General features: G+C 72.3%; 22 protein-coding genes. 11 read left to right on the top strand and 11 right to left on the bottom strand.

The features are described from left to right. Positions 1-77: 77 nt before the first annotated feature. The gene (locus QSK10_RS12360; RefSeq protein ID WP_285662799.1) at positions 78-1304 is read left to right on the top strand and encodes an MFS transporter; all 1227 of its coding nucleotides are present in this window, start codon (positions 78-80) and stop codon (positions 1302-1304) included. On the opposite strand, the gene QSK10_RS12365 is transcribed toward QSK10_RS12360, so the two are convergent. Beyond that, positions 1288-2040, bottom strand: coding sequence for a metallophosphoesterase (locus QSK10_RS12365; protein WP_285662800.1), 753 nt, complete (start codon positions 2038-2040; stop codon positions 1288-1290). The genes QSK10_RS12360 and QSK10_RS12365 overlap by 17 nt on opposite strands. Next, positions 2037-2501 (bottom strand): GNAT family N-acetyltransferase, encoded by a 465-nt coding sequence (locus QSK10_RS12370; protein WP_285662801.1) that lies wholly within the window; start codon positions 2499-2501, stop codon positions 2037-2039. Before QSK10_RS12370 ends, QSK10_RS12365 begins: the two co-directional genes overlap by 4 nt. Before the next feature lie 135 nt (positions 2502-2636). Between QSK10_RS12370 and QSK10_RS12375 the strand changes: the two genes are divergently transcribed. From QSK10_RS12375 to cas6e, 6 genes are all read left to right on the top strand, one after another. Next, the gene (locus tag QSK10_RS12375) at positions 2637-3701 is read left to right on the top strand and encodes a hypothetical protein (protein WP_285662802.1); all 1065 of its coding nucleotides are present in this window, start codon (positions 2637-2639) and stop codon (positions 3699-3701) included. 64 nt (positions 3702-3765) lie between these two features. Further along, positions 3766-5346 (top strand): type I-E CRISPR-associated protein Cse1/CasA, encoded by a 1581-nt coding sequence (gene casA / locus QSK10_RS12380; RefSeq protein WP_285662803.1) that lies wholly within the window; start codon positions 3766-3768, stop codon positions 5344-5346. Then, positions 5336-5938 carry a type I-E CRISPR-associated protein Cse2/CasB gene (gene casB / locus QSK10_RS12385; RefSeq protein ID WP_285662805.1) on the top strand — a complete coding sequence of 201 codons (603 nt, stop codon included), beginning with the start codon at positions 5336-5338 and terminating at the stop codon, positions 5936-5938. The genes casA and casB overlap by 11 nt, the downstream gene beginning before the upstream one ends. Further along, positions 5935-7041 (top strand): type I-E CRISPR-associated protein Cas7/Cse4/CasC, encoded by a 1107-nt coding sequence (gene cas7e / locus QSK10_RS12390; RefSeq protein WP_285662806.1) that lies wholly within the window; start codon positions 5935-5937, stop codon positions 7039-7041. Before casB ends, cas7e begins: the two co-directional genes overlap by 4 nt. Then, complete coding sequence (cas5e, locus tag QSK10_RS12395) at positions 7041-7730, top strand: type I-E CRISPR-associated protein Cas5/CasD (protein WP_285662807.1); 690 nt, start codon at positions 7041-7043, stop codon at positions 7728-7730. The genes cas7e and cas5e overlap by 1 nt, the downstream gene beginning before the upstream one ends. Before the next feature lie 2 nt (positions 7731-7732). Then, on the top strand, positions 7733-8392 hold the full coding sequence (gene cas6e, locus QSK10_RS12400) for a type I-E CRISPR-associated protein Cas6/Cse3/CasE (protein WP_285662970.1): 660 nt from the start codon (positions 7733-7735) through the stop codon (positions 8390-8392). Here the strand turns inward: cas6e and QSK10_RS12405 are convergent. The 3 genes from QSK10_RS12405 to QSK10_RS12415 all read right to left on the bottom strand — a co-directional run bounded on the left by QSK10_RS12405 (position 8389) and on the right by QSK10_RS12415 (position 11387). Then, positions 8389-8841, bottom strand: a complete 453-nt coding sequence (locus QSK10_RS12405; RefSeq protein ID WP_285662808.1) for a hypothetical protein — start codon at positions 8839-8841, stop codon at positions 8389-8391. The two genes, cas6e and QSK10_RS12405, sit on opposite strands and share 4 nt — an antisense overlap. A 75-nt stretch (positions 8842-8916) precedes the next feature. After that, on the bottom strand, positions 8917-10041 hold the full coding sequence (locus tag QSK10_RS12410) for an N-formylglutamate amidohydrolase (RefSeq protein ID WP_285662809.1): 1125 nt from the start codon (positions 10039-10041) through the stop codon (positions 8917-8919). Between the two features lie 8 nt (positions 10042-10049). Next, positions 10050-11387: an anaerobic C4-dicarboxylate transporter family protein gene (locus QSK10_RS12415; protein ID WP_285662810.1), complete on the bottom strand. Its 1338-nt coding sequence runs from the start codon at positions 11385-11387 to the stop codon at positions 10050-10052. 197 nt (positions 11388-11584) lie between these two features. Between QSK10_RS12415 and QSK10_RS12420 the strand changes: the two genes are divergently transcribed. Next, entirely contained in the window at positions 11585-14050 is a 2466-nt protein-coding gene (locus QSK10_RS12420; RefSeq protein ID WP_285662811.1) for an XRE family transcriptional regulator, read from the top strand. On the opposite strand, the gene eda is transcribed toward QSK10_RS12420, so the two are convergent. Then, positions 14019-14633: a bifunctional 4-hydroxy-2-oxoglutarate aldolase/2-dehydro-3-deoxy-phosphogluconate aldolase gene (gene eda / locus QSK10_RS12425; RefSeq protein WP_285662812.1), complete on the bottom strand. Its 615-nt coding sequence runs from the start codon at positions 14631-14633 to the stop codon at positions 14019-14021. The two genes, QSK10_RS12420 and eda, sit on opposite strands and share 32 nt — an antisense overlap. 164 nt (positions 14634-14797) lie before the next feature. Here eda and cspE point away from each other — a divergent pair, with 164 nt between their 5' ends. After that, positions 14798-15001, top strand: coding sequence for a transcription antiterminator/RNA stability regulator CspE (gene cspE, locus QSK10_RS12430; RefSeq protein ID WP_285662813.1), 204 nt, complete (start codon positions 14798-14800; stop codon positions 14999-15001). Between the two features lie 89 nt (positions 15002-15090). Further along, a complete protein-coding gene (locus tag QSK10_RS12435) occupies positions 15091-15810 on the top strand; it encodes an MBL fold metallo-hydrolase (RefSeq protein ID WP_490246404.1) in 720 nt (239 codons plus the stop codon). Here the strand turns inward: QSK10_RS12435 and QSK10_RS12440 are convergent. Continuing rightward, positions 15797-16585, bottom strand: coding sequence for a class I SAM-dependent methyltransferase (locus QSK10_RS12440; RefSeq protein WP_285662815.1), 789 nt, complete (start codon positions 16583-16585; stop codon positions 15797-15799). The two genes, QSK10_RS12435 and QSK10_RS12440, sit on opposite strands and share 14 nt — an antisense overlap. Before the next feature lie 69 nt (positions 16586-16654). Between QSK10_RS12440 and QSK10_RS12445 the strand changes: the two genes are divergently transcribed. Beyond that, positions 16655-17230, top strand: a complete 576-nt coding sequence (locus QSK10_RS12445; protein ID WP_285662816.1) for a TetR/AcrR family transcriptional regulator — start codon at positions 16655-16657, stop codon at positions 17228-17230. Positions 17231-17789: 559 nt separating this feature from the next. Here the strand turns inward: QSK10_RS12445 and QSK10_RS12450 are convergent. From QSK10_RS12450 to QSK10_RS12465, 4 genes are all read right to left on the bottom strand, one after another. Further along, on the bottom strand, positions 17790-18149 hold the full coding sequence (locus QSK10_RS12450; protein WP_285662817.1) for a hypothetical protein: 360 nt from the start codon (positions 18147-18149) through the stop codon (positions 17790-17792). A 109-nt stretch (positions 18150-18258) separates the two neighbouring features. Beyond that, positions 18259-18519, bottom strand: a complete 261-nt coding sequence (locus tag QSK10_RS12455; RefSeq protein ID WP_285662818.1) for a hypothetical protein — start codon at positions 18517-18519, stop codon at positions 18259-18261. 16 nt (positions 18520-18535) lie between these two features. Further along, on the bottom strand, positions 18536-19174 hold the full coding sequence (locus tag QSK10_RS12460; RefSeq protein ID WP_285662819.1) for a hypothetical protein: 639 nt from the start codon (positions 19172-19174) through the stop codon (positions 18536-18538). Next, positions 19171-21582: an FtsK/SpoIIIE domain-containing protein gene (locus QSK10_RS12465; RefSeq protein WP_285662820.1), complete on the bottom strand. Its 2412-nt coding sequence runs from the start codon at positions 21580-21582 to the stop codon at positions 19171-19173. Before QSK10_RS12465 ends, QSK10_RS12460 begins: the two co-directional genes overlap by 4 nt. Positions 21583-21599 lie beyond the last annotated feature (17 nt).

A 21599-nucleotide genomic window follows, 5' to 3' on the forward strand; every position in this document is an offset into this window, starting at 1 on the left:
GGTCCCGCCTTTCGCATGGATTCAGCCCTCCCTGAATCCATGGCCGCCCCCACTCGTCCCGGCGCAACCTCGCCCCCATGCCCACCACCGAGACACCCACCCTCGCCCCCCTCCGCCGCGACCTCGACTTCCGGCGCGTCTTCGCCGCCTCCGCCGCCGGGAAGCTCGGCACGCAGGTCTCCTTCCTCGCCGTCCCCCTCGTCGCCGTCTCCTTCCTCTCCGCCACCCCCGGGCAGGTCGGCGTGCTGGGCGCGCTCGCCAACGCCGCGTGGCTGCTCATCGGACTGCCCGCCGGGGCGTGGGTGGACCGGATGCGCCGCCGCCCGGTCATGATCGCCGCCGACCTCGTCCGGGCGCTGCTGCTGATCTCCGTCCCGGTCGCGTGGTGGGCGGGCGCGCTGACACTGACGCAGCTGTACGCGGTCGTCTTCGCCGTGGGCGTGGCCACCGTCTTCTCCGAGGTCGCCGGGCAGAGCCTCATCCCCACCCTCGTCGGCCGCGACCGCGTCACCGAGGCCAACGCCGCCCTCGTCGGGCTCGACTCCGTCCTCACCGTCGGCGGGCGCAGCGGCGCGGGCGCGCTGATCGGCGTCATCGGCGCGCCGCTGGCGGTGATCGTGGACGCCTGCGGCTACCTCTTCTCCGCGCTGTTCCTGTCGCGGGTACGCGCGCCGGAGCCCGTCGCGGCACCCGTCCGGCGCTCGCTGCTCGCCGAGATCCGCGAGGGCGTCGTGCTCATCTGGCGCAATCCGGTGCTGCGGCCCATCGCGATCGCGGGCACCGGCAACAACATCGCCGCCATCATCGTCATCACCATGCTGCCGGTGCGCTTCGTCGGCGAGCTGCACGTCTCCGAACTGCTGCTGGGCGTCTTCTTCGCCCTCGGCGGCCTCGGCACCTTCGCGGGCGCGGCCCTCACGTCCCGGCTCGTGGCGCGCCTGGGCCGCCGCCGGATGCTGATCCTGCCGCACCTGATCGGCGTCCCGTTCGCGCTGCTGGTCCCGCTCGCCGACGCCGGGACCTGGCTGTGGGTCGCGGCGGCGGGCTGGCTGATCGGCAGCGCGCGCTTCGGCGTCACCAACGTCATCGGCGTCAGCTACCGCCAGCAGGCCACCCCCGATCACCTGCTGGGACGCATGAACGCCACGATGCGCTTCCTGTTCACCGGCGCGCTGGCGGTGGGCGCGCTGCTGGCGGGCGTCCTCGGCGATCGCTTCGGCGTCGTCCCCGCGCTGTGGACCGGGACCCTCCTGGCGGCGCTCGCGTGGCTGCCGGTCCTGGCGATCCCTAAATCAGACGGGTGAGCAGGATCCGCCCGCCGTTGAAGACCTCACCGTCGACGGCGACGGCCCGGCCACCGGCGTAACGGACGGCCTCGGTGGGCTCGCCGACCCCGAAGTAGCGGGTCACCGGGCTGTGTCCGTGCACGATGGTGTGCCCGCCGAGGACGTCCAGCATCGCCACGACCCGCTCGTCCCCGCCGTCCCGGAACGCCCCCCGCGAGGCCATCAGCTCCGCGAAACCCCAGAACACCGCCGGGTCGGCGTCGGCGAGCCGGTGCGCGACGGCCCGGTTGATCTCCCCGACGGTCTCGCCGAGTTCCAGGTACCGGTCGGTGTCGGAGTGCATGAGCAGGTGCCCGTCGACCAGCGCCAGCGCCGGCAGCGACATCAGCCACGCCAGCCGCTCACCGGTGACGCCCGCCAGGTCCCCCTCCCGTCCACCCCACCGCAGCCAGTGGTCCCGGAAGGTCCCCCCGGCACCGGGCACGTCGGTGTCGGCGAACCACCGCGCGGACAGCAACTGCACCTCGTGGTTGCCCAGCAGCGCGTGGACGTCCCCCTCGCGCTCCCACCGGCGCGCGTCGTCGATGACGCCGACGCCGTCCGGCCCCCGGTCGACGTAGTCGCCCAGCAGCCACAACCGCGCGTCGGCCCCCACCCACGCGCCCTCACCATCGACGAGCCCCGCCTCCCGCAACGTCTCCCGCAGCTCATCACGGTGCCCGTGCACGTCGGCGGCGACGAAGAGCGGCTTCACACGTCCAGCCACATGCTGCGGTCGCGCTGCCCGTCCTTGCGCTTCGGGATGTGCCGGAACCCGCTCTTCAGATACGCCGACTCCGCCGCGTCATTGCCCGCGATGACCTCCAGGTGCACCGCCCTGTCCCCGCTCTCCCGCGCGAACCCGACCACCGCCTCGGCCAGCCGCCCCGCGAGCCGGTGCCCCCGCGCGTCCGGCGACACCCACATCGAGATCAGCTCGGTGAGCCCCTCCTCCGGCCGGATCGCGCCGACCATCCCCGCCGGCCGCCCGTCCAGGAAAGCGCCGAAAACCGCGACCGCCTCGATCCACGACACCCACTGCTCCTCACTGCGCGCGACGCTGTCGGCGTAGGTGGACATGAACGCGTTCGGCGCGTCGAGGAGCGCCGCCAGGCGCAGCTCCTTGGCGACGGGCAGGTCGGCGACGGTCAGTCGCCTGATCTCCGGGCTCGGCATGGCGCGACTGTAGCTCCGGGTCAGGGGGGTCGGCCAGGTGGTTTCGCGGGGGTGGGGGCGGCCCGGTGCCGCGCGCGGTTACGGACGGGGGAAGCGGAGTGGTGAGGTGACGAAGAGGGGATTACCCTGCCGGGAATGGGGGATGAGGTGCTCCATTGGCTCGATGTCGAGACGCCGGACGGAATCCCGCTGTTCGTGCGCATGATCAGGGCCGCCAAGGTGGCCACGGCCACTTACGAGAAGCTCTCGGCGGCCCGTCTGCGCCACCTGCCGAACGCCGAGGCGATGGTCGGCGGAATGGCGATGCTCCAGCTGCTCGGGCACGCCACTCCCGCCGGAATCGGCGCCCTCGGCACGCACCCCGATACGCGTTTCTTCCAGCCTCACAAGGCCGCCTACTTGCTGGCCGCCGACTTCCTGAAGCGCATTGGCGCGGCACCGAACCTCGCCGCCGTCGCCGGAGCCGCGCGGGGCGTCCCGGCCCACCCGAGCCTGTCCCGGCTCCGCGATCACCCGCGACTCATGGGCCTCGCCGACCCGGCCTGGCGGGCGACCCGGACCGAGGCGCTGGACTGGATCCTCGCCCAGAACCCGGGCCTGGACGCGGCCCTGCGCGCCCCGCACGACGCCAGGCGGGCGATGACGCTGGCCGGGCTGCTCGAACTCGCCGCGACCGGGGGCGCGTTCACCGACGAGCACCCCGGCCCGCCCGGTGAGACGAGCGGCAAGTTCCACGACGACATCGACAACGCCGCCCGGCCGCAGCTCTACCTCGTCGAGGGCCCCGAGGACGGCGAACGCGCCCGCCGCGTCCTGGCCCACCTGGTCGCCCGGCACGGGCTCGACGGCGTGCACCACGGCCTCCCCCGCGGCCTGGTCGACGACGACGGCGTCCGGTACCTCGACCTCATGGGAAAGGCGGTGCGCCTGGACATCGGGGATCCGGCGCTCACGCGCGTGCTCGCTCGGCTCGGCGAATACGAGATCACCGCCGTCCACTTCTCTCCCACGCCCATGCCCCCGGAACGGCGGCACGAAATGATCGCCGCCTACACCGGGGATCGGGACGGAATCGATCAGCCGTTTCCGCACGGCTTCCCATTGATCACCCGCTCCGAGTTCCCCGATGAGCGGGACCGCGGAAGCGGGCGCGCGGACTCCTCGATGCGCCAATACGAGGTGGCCGAAAACGATCTCTGAGGACCATTGGCCACAATGGACCGGGGATGGGCCGTAGTTGGGGGGAGTCATTTCGTTCAATCTGGTGACCGAGCCGTGGATTCCGGTGCGCCGCCTCGACGGCGACACCGCATCGGTCAGCCTGATCGGGGTGTTCCTGCAGGCCCATGAGATCAGGCGGATCGAGGGCGACCTGCCCACCCAGACCTTCGCGCTCCTGCGGCTGCTCCTCGCCGTCATGTACTCCCACATCGGTCCCGCCGACCTCACCGCGTGGAAGAACCTGTGGTGGGAATGGACGGAGGGCCCCGGCAGGCCCGGCGGCCCGCCCGGGCGGCTGGTCACCGCGCTCACCCGTGAAGAGGACCTCTTCGACCTCTGCCACCCCGAGCACCCGTTCCTCCAGGTCGCCGGGCTCCGATCCGGCTCCGTCTCCCGGCTCAACCGCCTCATCGCCGACGTCCCGGTCGGCGAGCAGTTCTTCAGCACCCGCGCCGGGCCCGGCGCCGACGCGCTCTCCCGCGCCGAGGCCGCGCGGTGGCTCGTCCACGGCCACGCCTACGACACCGCCGGGATCAAATCCGGCGCGGTGGACGACCCGCTCGCCAAGGGCGGCAAGGGTTACGGCTCGAAGGTGGGCCCGTGCGGGGCCCTCGGCGGCGTCTACCTCGAAGGCGACGATCTCGCCGAGACTCTGCTGCTGAACCTGATACCGCTGGACATGTACACCGACGTCGGGGATGACCGGCCCGCGTGGCGGACCGGCCCGCACACCAGCGCGTACACGGTTCACGAGCGCCGCCCCGCCGGTCCGCGCGAGCTGCTGACCTGGCGCTCCCGGCGCGTCCGGCTCGTCCATGACGGCGACGCCGTGACCGGAGTCGTCCTGTGCAACGGCGACCAGCTGGCCCCGAACAACCTCCACGACCTGGAACCCCACTCCGGCTGGCGGATGAGCGCGCGGCTGTCCAAACCCGATCGGCCGGTGTGGCTGCCGGTCCGGCTCGACCCGGCCCGGGCGTTCTGGCGCGGATTCGAGGCGCTGCTGCCCAAGGACGGCGACGAGGACGGTGTGCGCCCGCCGCTGGTCCTGCGGTGGGCCGACCGGCTCGTCCAGGCGAGCGTGTTCGCGCCGCAGCGGCTCCTGCGCGTCCACGCCACCGGGGTCGAGTACGGCCCCAAGCAGACCGTCTTCGCCGACGTCCTCGATGACGCGCTGACCGTGCGCGCGAAGCTGCTGATGAGCACCGGGAACGTCCCGGCCCGCGCGGCGATACGCGACTCCGTCGAGAAGGCCGAGGAGGCCGTCACCGCCCTCGGCCACCTGGCCGCGAACCTCTCGCTGGCGGCCGGCGCCGAGGATCAGGCACCCGCGCGCCGGGACGAGGCCCGCTCGCACGCCTTCGCCGATCTGGAGCCCGCCTTCCGCACCTGGCTGCGGGACCTGCCCTTCGGCGAGCCCGAGGCCGAGGCGGCCGGCCACGTCTGGGAACGCACCGTCCAGCGCGTCCTCCGCGCCCACGCCGCCGAGCTCATCGCCGACGCCGGTGAGGCCGCGTGGTCCGGCCGCGCGGGCATGGACGTCGCCATCGCCGAGCGCCGCTTCCACCGCGCCCTGCGCAAAGCGCTCCCGCTCACCCACCCGGAGGCCGTGAATGCCGACTGACCCGCCGCACGTCCTGCGCGGGCGCCTGCCCGCCTATGTCGGCACGAGCGTCGCCGTCCGCCAGTCCGGCTACCGCAAGGGCGTCCCCTCGGCCGCGGCCGAGCTGGCCCGGCTGCGCCGCGCCTACGGGAAGGCGCCGGGTGAGGTCCTGGACGTCGCCACCGAGACCGCCGTCGATCCCGGCCTCTTCGGCGTCCCACCGGACGACGCGCCGACGCGAGTGGAGTGGGCGGTGCATCTGGCGGTCTGCCTGCACGCCCATCACCAGCAGTCGGTCACCGAGTCCGGCATGCACCGGCAGGGCGTGGGCTTCGGGCGGGCGGTCGGCGAGCTGATGAACGCCGAGACGCAGCACGCCGATGCCCTCCGCAAGCGCTTCACCGCCGCCGGGACGGCCACCGATCTGGACGAGCTCGCCGTCCACCTGCGGGGGCTGATCGGGCGGCTGCGGCAGCACCGGATCGCCCTCGACTACGGGCGGCTGGCCGCCGATCTCTTCGCCTGGCAGGACCCGGCGGAGGTGCCGGGCGTGCGGATGGCCTGGAGCCGCGACCTGTACACCGCCCGCAAAGCCGACAAGGAGCAGGAATGATCCGCACGATCGTGGACTTCCACGTGCTGCAGACGGTTCCGCCGTCCAACCTCAACCGCGACGACAACGGCAGCCCGAAGACGGCCGTGTACGGCGGCAAGCGCCGCGCGCGGGTGTCGAGCCAGGCCTGGAAGCGGGCGATCCGGGACGCCTTCGGCGTTCTCCTCGACCGGGACGCGCTGGGCCATCGCACCAAGCAGGTCGTGGAGGTCCTGGCCGCGCGGATCACCGCGGTGGCGAAGGATCTGGAGCACGTCGCGGCCGAACTGGCCGCCGAGACGCTCACCGCGGCCGACATCACCGTGAAGCCGCCGAAGGGCAAGGACAAGGCGATCGCGGAGGCCGGGTACCTGGTCTTCCTGAGCAACCGCCAGTACGACCGGCTGGCCGCCGCGGCGGTCGAGGCGCACCGGGCGGATCGCAAGCCCGACAAGAAGACCGTCCGGTCCATCGTGGACAGCACGCACTCGGTCGACATCGCCCTGTTCGGCCGGATGATCGCCGATTCGCCCGACTACAATGTGGACGCCGCCTGCCAGGTCGCCCACGCCCTGAGCGTGCACGCCGTGGACAACGAGTACGACTACTACACCGCCGTGGACGACGCCAAGAAGGCGAAGGAGGAGACCGGCGCGGGCATGATCGGCACGATCGAGTTCAACTCGGCGACCCTCTACCGCTACGCCGCCGTGGACGTCGACCTCCTGCGCGCCAACCTCGGCGACGACGACGCCACCGTCGCGGCGGTGGCCGCCTTCGCACGGGCGTTCGTGACGTCCATGCCGAGCGGGAAGATGACCACCTTCGGCAACCGGACCCTGCCCGACCTGGTGGCCGTGCGGGTCCGCCGGACGCAGCCGGTCAACCTCGTGGGCGCCTTCGAGAGCGCCGTGCGGCCCTCCGACACCGGCCGCGTCGCCGACGCCGTCACCGCCCTCGGCGACTACACCGGGGCGGTGGAGACCCAGTTCGAGGAGCAGCCGGACGCCGCCTGGGCCTGCTCGGTGGGCGAGAAGGTCCCGCCCGTGCTGGGCGAGCGGGTCACCATCGGCGCCCTCGTCGACGGCCTGGCCCGGCTCGTACACGGACGGCTCCAGGGCTGATGGCGGTCCTGACCCTGCGGCTGGCCGGGCCGATGCAGTCCTGGGGCGTCGGCAGCCGCTTCGTGCGACGCACCACCCGCGACGCGCCCTCCAAGAGCGGCGTGACCGGCCTGCTCGCCGCCGCCCTCGGCCGGACCCGGGACGCGGCGGTGGACGACCTGGCCGCGCTGCGCTTCGGCGTCCGCATCGACCGGCCGGGCCGGATCCTGCGCGATTTCCACACCGCCCGCAGCGTCGACGGGAAGCGGGTGATGCCGCTGACCGAGCGGTTCTACCGTTGCGACGCCGTCTATCTGGCCGTGCTCGAAGGCGAGCGCGGCCACTTGGACGAGCTCGCCGCGGCCGTCCGGCGCCCGCGCTTCCCGCTCTTCCTGGGGCGCCGCTCGTGCCCGCCCGCCGGGCTCATCGACGTGCGGGTCGTGGAGCAGGACCTCATGACCGCGATCGGGACGGCCGACTGGCAGGTCACCCCGGCGCTGGCGCGCCGGCACCCGCCCGAGGTCTCCTGCGAGTGGGAGGCCGAGACCGACGACGGCGACCTGCTCCAGGACGTGCCGATCTCCTTCAACCCCGAGCACCGCCGCTACGGCTACCGCCATGTGACGCGCGACTGGGCGCACGGTGTGCCGAATCCGCACGCGCGTACGGCCGTCCCCGCCCACGACCCCATGTCCGTCCTGGAGCCGTGACCATGTACCTCGCCCGGATCTGGCTCAATCACCGCAAGCGCGAGGCGCGTGGGCTTCTCGCGTCGCCGCAGGCGATGCACGCGGCGGTGCTGTCGTCGTTTCCGCCGATGGACGCCGTGGCGCGCGATGACGGCGCGCGGGTGCTGTGGCGGGTGGACGCCTCGCCGAAGCCGGCGCTGTACATCGCCTCACCGGAGTTGCCGGATGTGGGGCATCTCAAGGAGCAGGCGGGTTGGGACACGCCCGAGGGTGGGGCCGTGCGTTCGTACGGCCCCTTCCTCGATTCCATTGTGGACGGCCATCGGTACGCCTTCCGGCTCACCGCGAATCCGACGCACGCCGTGAAGTCCACACCGGACGGCTCCTCGAAGCGGATGGGGCACGTCACGGTGGCGCAGCAGCGGCGGTGGTTGCTGGATCGCATGGAGGGGAAGGGTTTCGCGGTGGCGGTGACCGCACAGGGGGAGGCGGACGTCGTTGTCGCCGACCGGGTGGTGCGGTCGTTTCGGCGTGGTGGCCGGACGGTGACGCTGGCGACGGCGACGTTCGACGGGGTGCTGGACGTGACCGACGCGAAGGCGTTCCGGCGGGCCCTGGTGGCCGGGATCGGACCGGCGAAGGGTTACGGGTGCGGGTTGATGACGGTCGTGCCGGTGGGTTAGGCCGCGGTGGCGTTGAGGTCCACGGGATGGAAGTCGGGCATGCGGAGGCCGTGCGAGGAGCAGGCACGGTCCAATGTGGCCAGATCGTCGGCGTAGGCGGTGCTGCCGTTGTAGCCGTACTGGCGGTAGACGCCGTAGGCGGTCTGGCGCAGGTCGGCGAAGCGGGCGTCGGAGGCCACGAGGCCGGCGGTGGCGCGGATGTCGGCCGTGGTCGCCAGTGACGCGTGCCAGCCGATGAGTTCCATGTGGTAGACGGGGTAGGGCATCGACGGGTCGGCGAGCCAGTCGCTGAGGTCCTGGCAGGCGGTGGCGCCGTCCGGATCGGCTCCCTGGAGCCGGTCGTAGGGCGTCGGGTGATACGCGGCCACCCACACCGCGTAACCGATGATGGTGAGGACCGCCATGATGAGCACAGTCCTCGCGTTCTGCGACTTCCTGAAGGTCTCCATGGATTTCACGGTATGCCCGCAGAACACAATGGACGGATCGCCCGAACGGCCGATACCGCCACTGACCAGCGGTTATCACGCGTGAGGTGTCGGGACCCCGACAATCGCGGCCCGGAATTCGTCCCAGCTGGCCTTCATGTGGGACGCCAGTAGCGCCACGCGGGACGCGTCCGGCGCGGGCCAGTCGGTCCCGGGCGCGGCGATGTGGGCGGCGTTGGCCTCGCCCAGCAGGTATTCGCGGCGGAACTCGGCCTGCACGGCACCGGCGGTCACGACCGAGCCGGGACCGAGGCGGGGGTCGTCGCGGAAGGCCGCGCCGGTGGTGATGATCTCCTGGCTGCCCAGGTAGGGCCGGTTCAGGGCGACCTCGGCGGGGTCGGCGACCCGGAAGCCCGAGCGGTGCGACTCGGCCAGCAGCCGGATCAGGCCGGGGTCGAGGGTGACGGGCGCGTCCCCGCGGGGGTCGCCGTTCTCGTCGCCGCGGTTGGACAGCGCGACCACGCCGGGCAGCAGGTCGGCGGGCGCGCGGTCCACGTCCACGGCCCCGTCGCGGCGGGTCGTGTGGTTCATGGTGTCGTGGAACGACAGGAAGAACAGGTGCGAGGGGACGCCCCGGGCCAGCCGCAGGTCGAGGGCGCGGGCGATCAGGTCGCGGCGGGTGGCGTCGTAGACGTCCACACCCCGGGCGGCGGCCGCGGTGAAGTCCCCGGCCATCGCGTCCAGTTCGTCCTCTGTGGACGGCACGGTGAGCAGCGGGAAGAAGGAGAAGCTCACCGGCCGGACGGCGTCGCAGCCGGTGAGGTCCACGCGGTTCCAGGCCCCGGCGGCCCGCACCCGGGCGAAGGCCTCGCGGAGGGAGGCGCGCGGGTCGGCGGGCCGGGCGCGGTTGGGATCGCGGACCAGGCGGGGATGCGGGTTCTCCACGTAGATGATCCGCGGGTCGATCCGGGCCCATGCGCGGGCGACGGGGGCGGTGGAGCAGTCGGTGAAGTCGAACTGGAGGCGCCGGGTGAAGGTGGGCGCGATGTACTTCAGGAGCTCGGCGGGGATGTCGGTGCCCGAGTGCGGGCAGCTCACGATCAGGTCGGCGGCGGCCAGGGCGTCCTCAAGAGACTGATGGGCGTGGAAGACCAGTTCCTCCGGGGTGAAGGTCTTTCCGGGCGGGATCACCGCGAGCGTGGTCTCCAAGGGCGTGGCCATGGCGTCTCCTAGGAGAAGGCGTATCCGATGAGGGCGCCGAAGATCACCGTGGTCACGGTGAGCACGATCGACGGGATGAAGAAGGAGTGGTCGACGAGCTTGCTGCCGAGCTTGGTGCTGCCGGTGGTGTCGAAGGCCGCGGCGGCGATCTGGGATCCGTTGGTGGGCAGCACGTAGATCCCGGCGAAGGCGCCCGCCCACATACCCGACAGGACGGCGGGCGCGAGCCCGGCGGTGAGTCCGATGGGGACGATCGTCCGGGTCGCCGTCGACTGGGACGTGGTGGCCACGCAGACCAGGAACACGCCGAGCGCGAAGATCCAGGGCGCGCCCTGCACGAGGTCGCCGACGGAGTTGGTGATGGCCTCAAGGTGCGCGTTGATGAAGGTGTCGGTCATCCAGGCCAGCCCGAACAGCGCGATCGCCGAGACCATGCCGGCCTTGAAGACGGTCTGCACGGGGATGTCGGCGACCTTGGGGCGGCCGATGAGCAGGATGATCGTGCCGACCACGAACATGACCATCTCGATGATCGGGGTCATGGACAGCGGCTCGCCCTTGGCGTCCTCGGGCCGCAGGCCCTTGAAGAGGCCGAAGGCGACGATCAGCAGGACGCCGAGGAAGAACACCAGGGCGGAGTTGCGGCCGGTCGCGGTGGCCTCGACCGCCACGGTGGCCCGCGAATGCGCGTTCGGCGGCGGGATCGAGCCTTCCTTGATGCGCTGCTGGATGTCGGGGTCGTCGGCGATGTTCTTGCCCAGGCGGCGGACCACGAAGGAGGTGGCGATGATGCCCAGGATCGCCGCCGGGAGGGTCACCTTCACGATGTCGATCAGCTCGAAGTCGTAGGGCGCGACGTCGGTCAGCGTCACCATCGCCGCCATCGCGGCGCTCACCGGGCTGCACGCCAGCGCGACGCCGGTGGCGACCACCGACAGCGACAGCGGACGCGACGGGCGCTCGCCGGCGTGGTAGGCCACGTCGCCGATCACCGGCAGCAGCGGGTAGAGGATGTTCGAGGTGCCCGCGCCGACCGAGAACAGGAAGGCCACCAGCGGCGCGATGAGCGTGATCTGCCTGGGGTGCTTGGCGATCGTCTTCGCCGCGATCGACACCATCCAGTCGATGCCGCCCGAGGCCTGCATCATCGACGACGCCAGGACCACGGTGAGCACGATGAGCAGCGCGTCCACCGGCGGGCTGCCGACCGGCTCGCGGAAGACGAAGACCAGCACGAACACGCCGACGCCGCCCCACAGGCCCAGCGCGACGCCGCTGGAGCGCGTGCCCATGACGATCGCGGCCAGCACGACGGCGAGTTCGAGGATGAGCTTGACGGTGTCCACGCGCTCCCCTTCCCCCAGGTCAATCTAGAGGCATTGAACCCGTTAGATGAGGGAATATTCAGATATGCCGGGCTGTCGAATAGGTGATCACCCGGTGCCGCGCCGGAGTCTTTTCTCTTGTGACCGGCGCCTCAAACGCCGCACAATGTTCACTGCGGGACCCCGTGTCCCGGGTTGAGAACTGGAGAAGGAGGCCCATGTCCGGCGGCGACGAGCTGGATCCCAGGCGCGCCCGGACATCCGCCGATCTGGTGGCGATGCTGCGCGCCCTCAAGAACCGTTCGGGCCTGAGCTACCGCGAGATCGAGCAGCGCGCGAGGGACGCCGGCGACTGGCTGCCCGCGTCCACGCTGGCCACCGTCCTCGGCCGGACGACGGTCCCGCGCGTGGAGGTCGTGGCGGCCCTGGTGCAGGCGTGCGGCGGTGACCCGGACACGGTGAGCCGCTGGGTGGACGCCGCCCGCGCGCTCCCCGCTGAGGGTTCGGCGCACGTGGAGGACGCCTCGGCCGCGCCCGTCCGGGTCGTCCCGCGCCAGCTGCCCGGCGACCTGGGCACCTTCGTCGGCCGCGCCAAGACCCTCGACGCGCTGGACGGCGTCATCGACCGGGCGAGCGAGGCCCCGTTCAAAGATCGTGTGCCCGCCCCGATCGTGGCGCTGGTGGGCCCGGGCGGGATCGGGAAGACCGCGCTGGCGGTGCGCTGGGCGCACTCGGTGGCCGCGCGCTTCCCCGACGGGCAGCTGTTCGCCGACCTGAAGGGCTTCAGCGACACCGCCCCGGTGGCGCCGTCGCTGGTGCTGCACCGGTTCCTGCGCGCGCTGGGCGTGTCCGGGGACGACATTCCATCCGATGTGGAGGAACGCACCGCGCTCTACCGCTCGATGCTGGCCGGGCGCAAGATCGCCATCGTGCTGGACAACGCGCGCGACGCCGCCCAGGTCCGGCCGCTGCTGCCGGGTGTCTCGGGCTGCCTGGTGGTGGTCACCAGCCGCGTCGAGCTGCGCGGCCTGGGCGTCTCGCACGACCTGCACGCGGTCTCGCTGGACGGGCTGACGCTGGACGAAGGCGTCCAGCTGCTGGTGCGCCTGCTGGGCGCGCAGCGGGTGCGCTCGGAGGCCGGGGCGGCGGTGGACCTGGTGGAGCTGTGCCGCCCGCTGCCGCTGGCGCTGCGGCTGGCCGCCGCGCAGCTCGCCGTCGACGAGCGGCAGTCCCTGGCGCGCTTCGCCCGCCGCGTCCGCGAGGCCGGACGGCTGTCCACACTGGCCGTTCCGGACGATCCGGACACCGCGCTGCGCACCACCTTCGACCTCTCGCTGGCCGCGCTGAGCCCCGAGGCGCAGCGGATGCTGCGGCTCACCGGCGGCCACCCGGGTCCCGACATGGGCCTGGAGTCGCTGGCCACGCTGGCCGAGCGGAACCGCGAGACGACCCGGCGGCTGATGGACGAGCTGGCCACCCTGCACCTGGTGCGGCGGGTCGGCCCGGACCGGTGGGAGTTCCACGACCTGGTCCGCGAGTACGTCGCCGCGCACCTGGTCCCGGCCGAGACCGGCGAGCAGAGGCGCATCCTGGGCCGTCTGTTCGACTGGTACGAGGAGCGCGTCACCGCCGTCCTGCGGCACATCGCGCCGGGCGCGCTGCGGCCCGACCAGTTCGGCTTCGGCGAGGACTTCGAGTCCTATGAGGACGCTCTGCTGTGGATGGACGAGGAGGCGGCCGGGGTGGTCGCCGCGATCGTCTCCGCCGAGCGGGCGGCCATGCCGTCCCACGTCTTCGCCATGGCGGGCCTGGCCTGGCGGTACTTCCTGCTGCGCGGGCAGTACGAGCAGTGGATCGCCACCGGCGACCTGGCGCTGGACATGGCCCACCGCTTCAACGACGTCCAGGCGCAGATGAAGCTCTCGCTGAACCTGGGCAACGCCTGGTCCTGCATGGCCGACCCGGGACGCGCCCTGGAGCACTGGGAGCGCTGCCTGAGCCTGGCCCGGCACGCCGGGGACCGCGAGTACGAGTCCTACGCGGTGGCCAGCGTCGGCGTCGGCTGCATCGACGCCGGTCGATACGGCGAGGCCCGGGAGCACCTGACGGCCGCGCGCGCCATCTTCGAGGAGGCCGCCGACCCCGAGAGCGTGGCCGGTACCTGCCTGGACATCGGCCGCATCGACCTGATCGAGGGCGACTTCGACCACGCCACCCGCGAGTTCGAGCGCGGGCTGGAGATCTTCACCCGGACCAATGAGCGCCGGGGCGCCGGGACGGCGCTGTTCCAGCTGGGCACGGTGCTGGTCGAGCGCGGCGAGTGGGTCGCGGCCGGGTTGCGGCTCAAGCTGGCCCTGGAGACCTGCGAGGAGGCCGGTTTCGTCCTCGGGCAGGCCATGGCCCACAGCAAGCTCTCGCTGACCGCGACGGTGACGGGGACCCCGGAGGCCGCCGCCGAGCACCACTCGAAGGCGGTCGAGCTGGCCCGCCAGGTGCACGAGCCCTCGCTCCAGGCCGAGATCCTGATCAACGCCGGGCGCGCGGCCCTGCTCGTCGACGAGCCGCAGAAGGCCGTCACGTACTACCGGGGCGCGCTCCAGCACGCCGAGCGGGCCGCCGACCACTCGCTGGTGACCTACTCCCGGGACGGGATCAGAGCGGCCGAGCGCGCGCTAGGGCGGTGATGCCGGCCCAGTCCCCGGAGGCCACCAGCCCCGGCGGGGTCAGCCAGCTGCCGCCCACGCAGGCCACATTGGACAGTGAAAGGTAGTCGCCGGCGGTCTCCGGGGTGATGCCGCCGGTCGGGCAGAAGGTGAGCTGCGGGAGGGGCCCGGACAGAGCCCTGAGCAGGGCCGGGCCGCCCACCGCCGAGGCCGGGAACAGCTTCAGCTCGGTGACCCCGCGCGCCAGCAGAGCCATCGCCTCGGTCGCGGTCGACACGCCCGGGAGGAACGGGACTTTCGCCGCCGCCATCGCGTCCACAAGCGACTCCGGCGAGCCCGGCGAGACGAGGAACCGGGCACCGGCGCTGACCGCGTCCCGGGCCTGCCCGGGCGACACGACGGTGCCCGCGCCGATGACGATCCCGGGGACCTTCGCCGCGACGGCCTCGATGGCCGCGAGCGCCACGGGCGTCCGCAGGGTCAGCTCCATGGTCGTCACACCACCGGCCACGAGGGCCTCGGCGACGGGCACGGCGTCTTCGGCGCGGTCGAGCACGACGACCGGCAGAACGGGTCCGAGACCGAGGAGATCCAGCGCGAGCATGGCGCAGAACGTACTCGATCGATGGCACTGATGTCACCGTGGCGGACGTGACGTAGCATGATTCCCCGCGCCGCCCGGCTGTGACGATCACGTCACCTGAGCGCGCTCCAGCTCACCGGAAGGTAAGGTGAGCAGGTACTACCCTCAAGTTAGAAAGGCCGATCATGGCCCAAGGCACAGTCAAGTGGTTCAACGCGGAAAAGGGCTTCGGCTTCATCGCCCCGGAGGACGGCGGCGCCGATCTCTTCGTGCACTTCTCCGCGATCCAGGTCAGCGGTTACCGCAGCCTGGAAGAGGGCCAGAAGGTCGAGTTCGAGGTGTCCCAGGGTCAGAAGGGCCCGCAGGCGGAGAACGTTCGCCCCGCCTAAGACCCTGAGGTTGCTCAAGAGCCGGGTTCGTGCCATTGGCACGGGTCCGGTTTTTTGTGCGCTCTGATCCTGTCGGGCAGGCTTGCCGGATGCGTCGATTGACGGTTCTCGGCTCGTGTGGGGCGTTTCCGGCCGCGAGGTGCGCGACGGTGGGGTTCCTGCTGGAGTGGGCCGGTTTCCGCCTGGTCCTGGACCTGGGCTGGGGCACCGCCACACGCCTGCTGGACCTGGTCACCGACGTGGACGCGGTGGCGGTGACGCACGAGCACCCCGACCACTGCGCCGACCTGGGCGGGCTGGCGCGCGCCCGGTACTTCGCCGCCGAGCGCGGGCCCGTCGTCCCGCTGTTCACCACGCCCGGGACGGCCGCCCGCGTGCAGGCGATGGAGCCCACGGAGGCCCTGAGCGAGGTTTTCGCGCTCCACGAGCTGCCGGGGACGTACCCGGTGGGGCCGTTCGGGCTCTCAGGTGCCCTCCTGCCGCATTTCGTGCCCCACGCGGGGGTACGACTGTCCGGGCCCCTCGAAATGGCTTACAGCGGCGATGCGGGGGCCGGAGCCGAGCTCGACGCGCTGGCCGCCGGAGCGTCGGTCCTCATCGCGGGAGTCACCCACGGGCCCGGCGAACCGAGCCCGTTGCTCCTGCGCGCGGGCGAGGCCGGGGCCTGCGCGGCCCGGGCCGGGGTGTCACGGCTGGTCCTGACCCATTTCTGGCCCGGCAGCGACCGCGCGGCGGCCGTGGCCGAGGCGCGCGCGGCCTTCGGCGGCGAGATCATCGCGGCCGAGGACGGAATGGTTATTCATCTGTGATGCCCGTCACCAAAATCGCGCGATATTCGACGTCCACGGACGCCGGCAGCGCGTTCCGGAAGGCCCCGGCGTCGATGCCGCCGCGGATGCCGGTGGTCAGCTGCATGGCGACCCAGGCGTCCCGCTCGTAACTCGCCGACCACGGGAAGGCGGTCGTCGTCACGTTGGTGAAGGTTTTTGAAAGTTTTTCGGCCGCCCACACGGCCATCGCGTCGTAGGCCGCGCCCGTGTACGTGGTCGGGGGGATGCCGGGGCAGGCTTCGGTCAGGCGCGCGGCGAGGTCGGCGTCGATGCTCGCGGCGTTCCAGAACAGCGCCAGGCGGCCGCCCGGGCGCAGGACGCTCCCGGCCTTCGCCGGTCCCCGTTCGGGATCCACCCAGTGCCAGGTCTGGCCGGAGATGACGACGTCGAAGTCGCGGCCCCGGGCGTCCCAGTCCTCGAAACGCGCGACCTCGACGGCGAGACCCCGCTCCCGGGCTCGATCGGCCATGCGCGCGTCGGGATCGACGCCCAGGACCCGGCACCCCCGCGCGGCGAAGTGCTCGGCGGAGATGCCGGTGCCGCAGCCGACGTCCAGGACGTCTCTGCCCGATGCTTCGCCCGGCGCGGCTTCGAGAACGGCCTCGGCGAGCGCGGCGGGGTAGCGGGGGCGCAGCCGGTGGTAGGCCTCGGCGTCCGCGCCGAAGGACTCGGCGACGTCGCGGGCGCGGTGGGGGGCGGTGTGATCGGGCTCATTGTGATCGGGCTCAGCAGTCCCGGGACCTAGAATGGGCATACGCCCACACTAGATGGGCACATGCCCATTCTCAAGACGGGCAACCGCCCGTTCTTTTCTGGAGGGACCATGCCACGCGGTGTACCCATCGCCGACCTGCAAGGACGCCTGTTCGCCGCCGCGGAGACGGTCATGTCCCGCGATGGCGCGAAGGCCTTGACGAGCCGCGCGGTCACCGAGGAGGCCGGGTGCGCGAAGGGCCTGCTGCATCGCGACTACGGCGACTTCGACGGGTTCCTGGTCGCGCTGGTGCACGACCGGATCCGGCTCGCCCAGGAGTACGCGCCACGGTTGCGCGAGCAGGCGGGCACCGGGACCGTCGAGGAGAACGTGGTGGTCGCCCTCACCGCGATGCTCGGCCCCACGGCGACGGCGATCGTGGGACTGATGATCGTGCGCGATGAGCTGCGCGCCCGCCTGCGTGCGGAACGCGGACCGGTCGGGCTACCGCTGCTCTCGGACGTGGCGGCGGCATTGGCGGGGTACCTGTCGGCGGAACGTGCGCTCGGGCGAGTGCCGGAGGAGACGGACGTCGAGGCCCTGGCCCCGGCGCTGATCGGGACGGTGCACTTGCTGTACGCGGACCCCTCGGCGCCCCCGGAGCGCGTGGAGGTGCGGCGAGCGGTGCGGGCGGTGCTGCCGTAGGGGGTGGGGCTTGAGTGGTTGCCCCGGCGTACTGGTGCGAGCGGCACGACGGTGCTGGCGTGACGTGAGTACGGTCGACCAGAGAAGAGGATGGATGCGACGGGAAACGTGAAACCCCGGCACTAACACCGCAGGTCGCGAAGGGTGGTCCCCACGGGCGTGGGGGTGAACCGAACTACCGGCCGTCTCCGTCGACGCCGAGCTCGTGCTCCCCACGGGCGTGGGGGTGAACCGCACATCTCGTGGTTGATCGGGTTCTTGTTGTGGTGCTCCCCACCGGCGTGGGGGTGAACCGTTCTTCGCGACGGTGATGATCTTGCGTGGGACGTGGTCCCCACGGGCGTGGGGGTGAGCCGCCGAGCCTTCGCCGACGCACCGTTGGTCCTGCGTGGTCCCCACGGGCGTGGGGGTGAACCTGCTCAGCCGCCCTGCCCTGCTCGCCTAAACGCGCGCCAAGACCTCCGCGCGTTTCGTCGCGTATTCGGTCTCGGTGATGAGTCCTTCTTCGTACCAGGCCTTCAGGTCGCGCAGGACCGTGCTCGGATCATTGCTCAGGTCACTACAAGGGGCCGGTGCTCCCGGCAGCCGGGTCCGCATCCACTCCCACTCGCAGTTCGCGGATCGCCGTTCTGGCCGCCTCCGCGAGGTTGATGCCGTCTCGTCTCGGCATCCCCTTGAAGGTCACCGGCCCCACCTCACTCACCGGCGAGCGGATCGTGACCTGGCCGGTCAGGTAATCGCCCTGCCATTCCACGAGCTCATCCCCTGCGAGCGGGAGCTCTTCGTCCGGCCGTCCGGTCCCTTCGTCCGGCACGAACACGATTCGCCGGTCGGTCACGACCACGAGCCCGCCGTCACCCGCGTGCGTCCCCGTGGCGGTGGCGAGCACGTGCTCGCCGTTCGCCGTCTCGATCCCCATGCGTCCACGGTGCCGACCCGCCCCGGTCCGGGCCATCGGTTGATCGGGTGCGGGTCGGCGGGTCGGCGGGTCAGTGGGTCAGTGGGTCAGTGGGTCGGCGTCTCTGGGTTCAGAGCGCCGCCGAGTACTCCCGCGCGTCCTCCAGCGCGGTCCGCGCCGTCTCCACCGCCTCGTCCAGGGCACTCCTCGCCCCCACCAGCAGCGCGTGGACTCCGGCCGCGCGGTCGTCGATGGCGCCCTGGGTGGCTGCCGCGAACCTCTCGCGGGCCTGGTCGAGGGAGTCGCCGACGGGCTGGGAGCCGTCGATGGCGGTCTCCAGGATGCGGGCGGTCTCTTCGAGTCCGGCCTTCACTTCTTCGATGCTCGCCATGGACGCTCCCCCGGGGTCAGAACAGGACCTGCCCGCCGATCGAGCACACGACCAGCCAGGTACTCAGGCAAACGATCAACCCCAGCCGGGGGTTACGCACCAGCTTCTCCTCGCCGAGGCGTGGCCTGCACGCCACGCCGATGGTGAGCCAGCCGGCGCCGAAGGCCAGGAGGGGCAGCACGATCGCCCAGAAGGCCACCCAGCCGCGGCCGGACAGGGTGTCCTCATTGGACGCGGCGTTGACGAGGACGCCGATCTGCAGCAGCAGCGCCAGGGCGGCGTAGGCGAGGTAGACCAGGGCGTTGCGCTCGTCGGTGCGCCAGCGCGGGAGGAGGGGCGCGCGGTGGGCCAGGTAATCGGTCTCGGTGACGAGGTCATCGGCGGCGGAGGCGTCGGTGCGGGCGGCGGTCATGGCCGAGGCGACGTCGGTCCCCGACAGGTGCTGGACGGGCACGGCGGGGAACGTGACCGGCAGCTTGGTGAGGGTCGCGACGTTCTCCAGGGACGTGCGCTGGCGCGCCAGGCGGGCGCCCAGCTCGTCGAGCTCGGCGCGCTGGCCGGTGACCCAGGTGTCGCGCTGGGCGGCCGAGCTGACGTCCCCGGCGTGCAGGGAGGACAGCTCGGCGGCGGCGCGCAGGTAGTCGTCGTAGCTCACAGCTCCTCCTCGCGGGAGAACGGCAGGATGAGGGTGCGGGTGTCTGCGTGCCGGTCGATGAGCAGCGCGCGGTTGGGGCGGGGCTGCCAGTCGGCGACCGACTGGCCGAAGTGGCCGGTGAGCTCGCCGCCGGGGATGTTCAGGACGACGGCGCACGCGACGTCCTCGCGGCCCTGGGAGCCGCCGAGGTCCTCGGTGAAGCGGCGCATCGTCCGCCACCAGCCCAGGACGTGGACGCGGCGGGCGGGCCCGCGCCGCAGCAGCGCCGAGAGGGCCTGCGTCTGCGCGCGGTCGAGGGACGCGGCGTCCAGCCCGAAACCGACGAGGTAGGTGTCCTCGGCCTCGGCGAGGGAGGCGAGCACGTCGGGGAATGCGGTCATGGGGTGGCGGGCCACCGATGCTCCGGCGCGGCCGATGTCGATGACGGCGTCCTCGATGATCTCGGGCGCGGTCGCGCCCACGAACAGGAACCGCGCGCCGGGACGCTGCTTCGCCACCGAGCGGGCCGCCGCCGAGAGCACCTCGGCGCCCACGGGGTCGGCGCCGAGGACGGCGAGGTGCCGCCCGGGCCCGGCGTCGAGGGTGACGCCGGCGGTGGAGCCGGTCAGGTCGACCGCGCGGCCCACCAGGGCGCGGGGGACGGCGGTCTCGGCGAGCGCCAGGTACGCCGAGTCCTTCTCCAGGACCTGCTCGGCGTAGCCCTGGAACACCGGCGGCGGGGGAGATCCGGGCGCGCGGTGCTCCCACAGGCGGTGCCGGAGGGCGTCGAGGGTGCCGGAGCCGTCGTGGGCGTTGGGGAAGCGCAGGAGCCGGTTGTGGTCCTTGATGCCGCCGGCGGGGTTGACGATCGCCTCGCCGATGCGCAGCCCGGCCGCGGCGCTGTTCAGCACATCCAGCACCGAGTTCGCCCCGGGCAACGCCACCCGCAGCGGGAACTGACCGAAGATCGAGTCCTTCTTCGTGTACAGGGCCTCGATGCCGGACACCGTCTGGCTGGCCAGGACCATGTGGATGCCGTAGGAGCGGCCCTTGCGCGCCAGGTCCTCCAGCAGCGCCACCGCCTCGCGGGCGACCTTGTCGTTGCCCTGGAAGAGGACGTGGAACTCGTCGATGACCAGGACGACGCGCGGCACCTGCTTGCGGACGCGCAGTTGCGCGTACCGGGTCACCCCGGCGCGTTTCATGGCCACCGAGCGGCGGGTCATCTCGGCGGTCAGTTCGCGCAGGATCGCCACGCCGTACTCGCGGTCGCTCTCGATGCCGACCGCTCGCGCGTGCGGGATCCAGCTCGGGTCCAGCTCGGAGGGGGTGAACTCGGTGAACGACACTCCTTCCTTGAAGTCGAGGAGGTACAGCGCCAGCTCGTCAGGTGAGTAGCGGGCGGCCAGCCCGTAGAGGACGTCGAGGAGGAACACGGTCTTGCCGCCGCCGCTGCGTCCGCCGACCAGCCAGTGCGGGGTGGCGTCGTCGAAGGACAGCACGGCCGGCCCCGACTCGCCGCGGCCGACGACGGTGCGCAGCCCCTCGTCGGCACGCTCGGTCCACAGCGTGGTGGGGACGAGGTCGGTGAACCCGATCGTGGCGGCCTTGCGCTCGCGCTCGGCCAGCCGCGTGGCCATTTCCGTCATATCGTCCAACGACGGAGCCGCCGCCAGGGTTACGCGAGCCGCCAGCCCCGCCTCGCCGAACGGCCCGCCGGAGACCTCCGCGTAGCCCTCGCGCAGCCCGATCCGCACGGCCCCCGCCAGGGCCGGGACGCCGCACGCGATGACCTGCAACCCGGCCGACGCCCCCGAGCGCGCCAGCGCGTCCAGCCGCTCGGCGTCGGCCCGCGAATGCGGCGGCGCGGAGGCGATGACCAGCACCAGCACCGGTCCCGTCTCGCCCGAGAGGCGCGCGCGCACGTGGTTCTCGGCCTGGTCGAGCAGGTCCCGGTAGCCCGCCTGGTCGGTGACGGGCGCGCCCAGCGCCCCCGCGTCGATCAGCGGGCGGAACGGCGCGAAGGCCGCGCCGAGCCCGGCGGCGTCCACCGTCCGCACCCGCAGCGCGCCCGCCTCGGAGCCGGTGAACAGCTGCAGCAGGACCTCGCGCAGCAGATCGACCACGCGCGGATCGCGCGTGTCGACGTCGGTGGCCAGCTGCTGCGACCCCAAAAACGGCACGATCACCGGCGCGCGGCGGCTGCCGTGGGCGAACTCCCCGACGCGCAGGTACTCCGCCGACTTCGGGACGCGCTGCGCCGCGTCGGCCATGCGCGCGGTCGCCGCCTCGTAGGCGGGCGGATTCGCCACCGCGCCGCCACCGGCGACCTGGTCGAGGGCGGCGCGCGCGGCGCCGACCCGCCCGACGGCGCGCTGGTGACGCGCGCTCGCCTCGTTCAGTACCTTGCGGAGCCGTCCGGTGACCACGCCGCGCCCTCCCAGCC

This window comes from Actinorhabdospora filicis (assembly GCF_030269765.1).
GTDB classification, from domain to species: Bacteria; Actinomycetota; Actinomycetes; order Mycobacteriales; family Micromonosporaceae; genus Actinorhabdospora; species Actinorhabdospora filicis.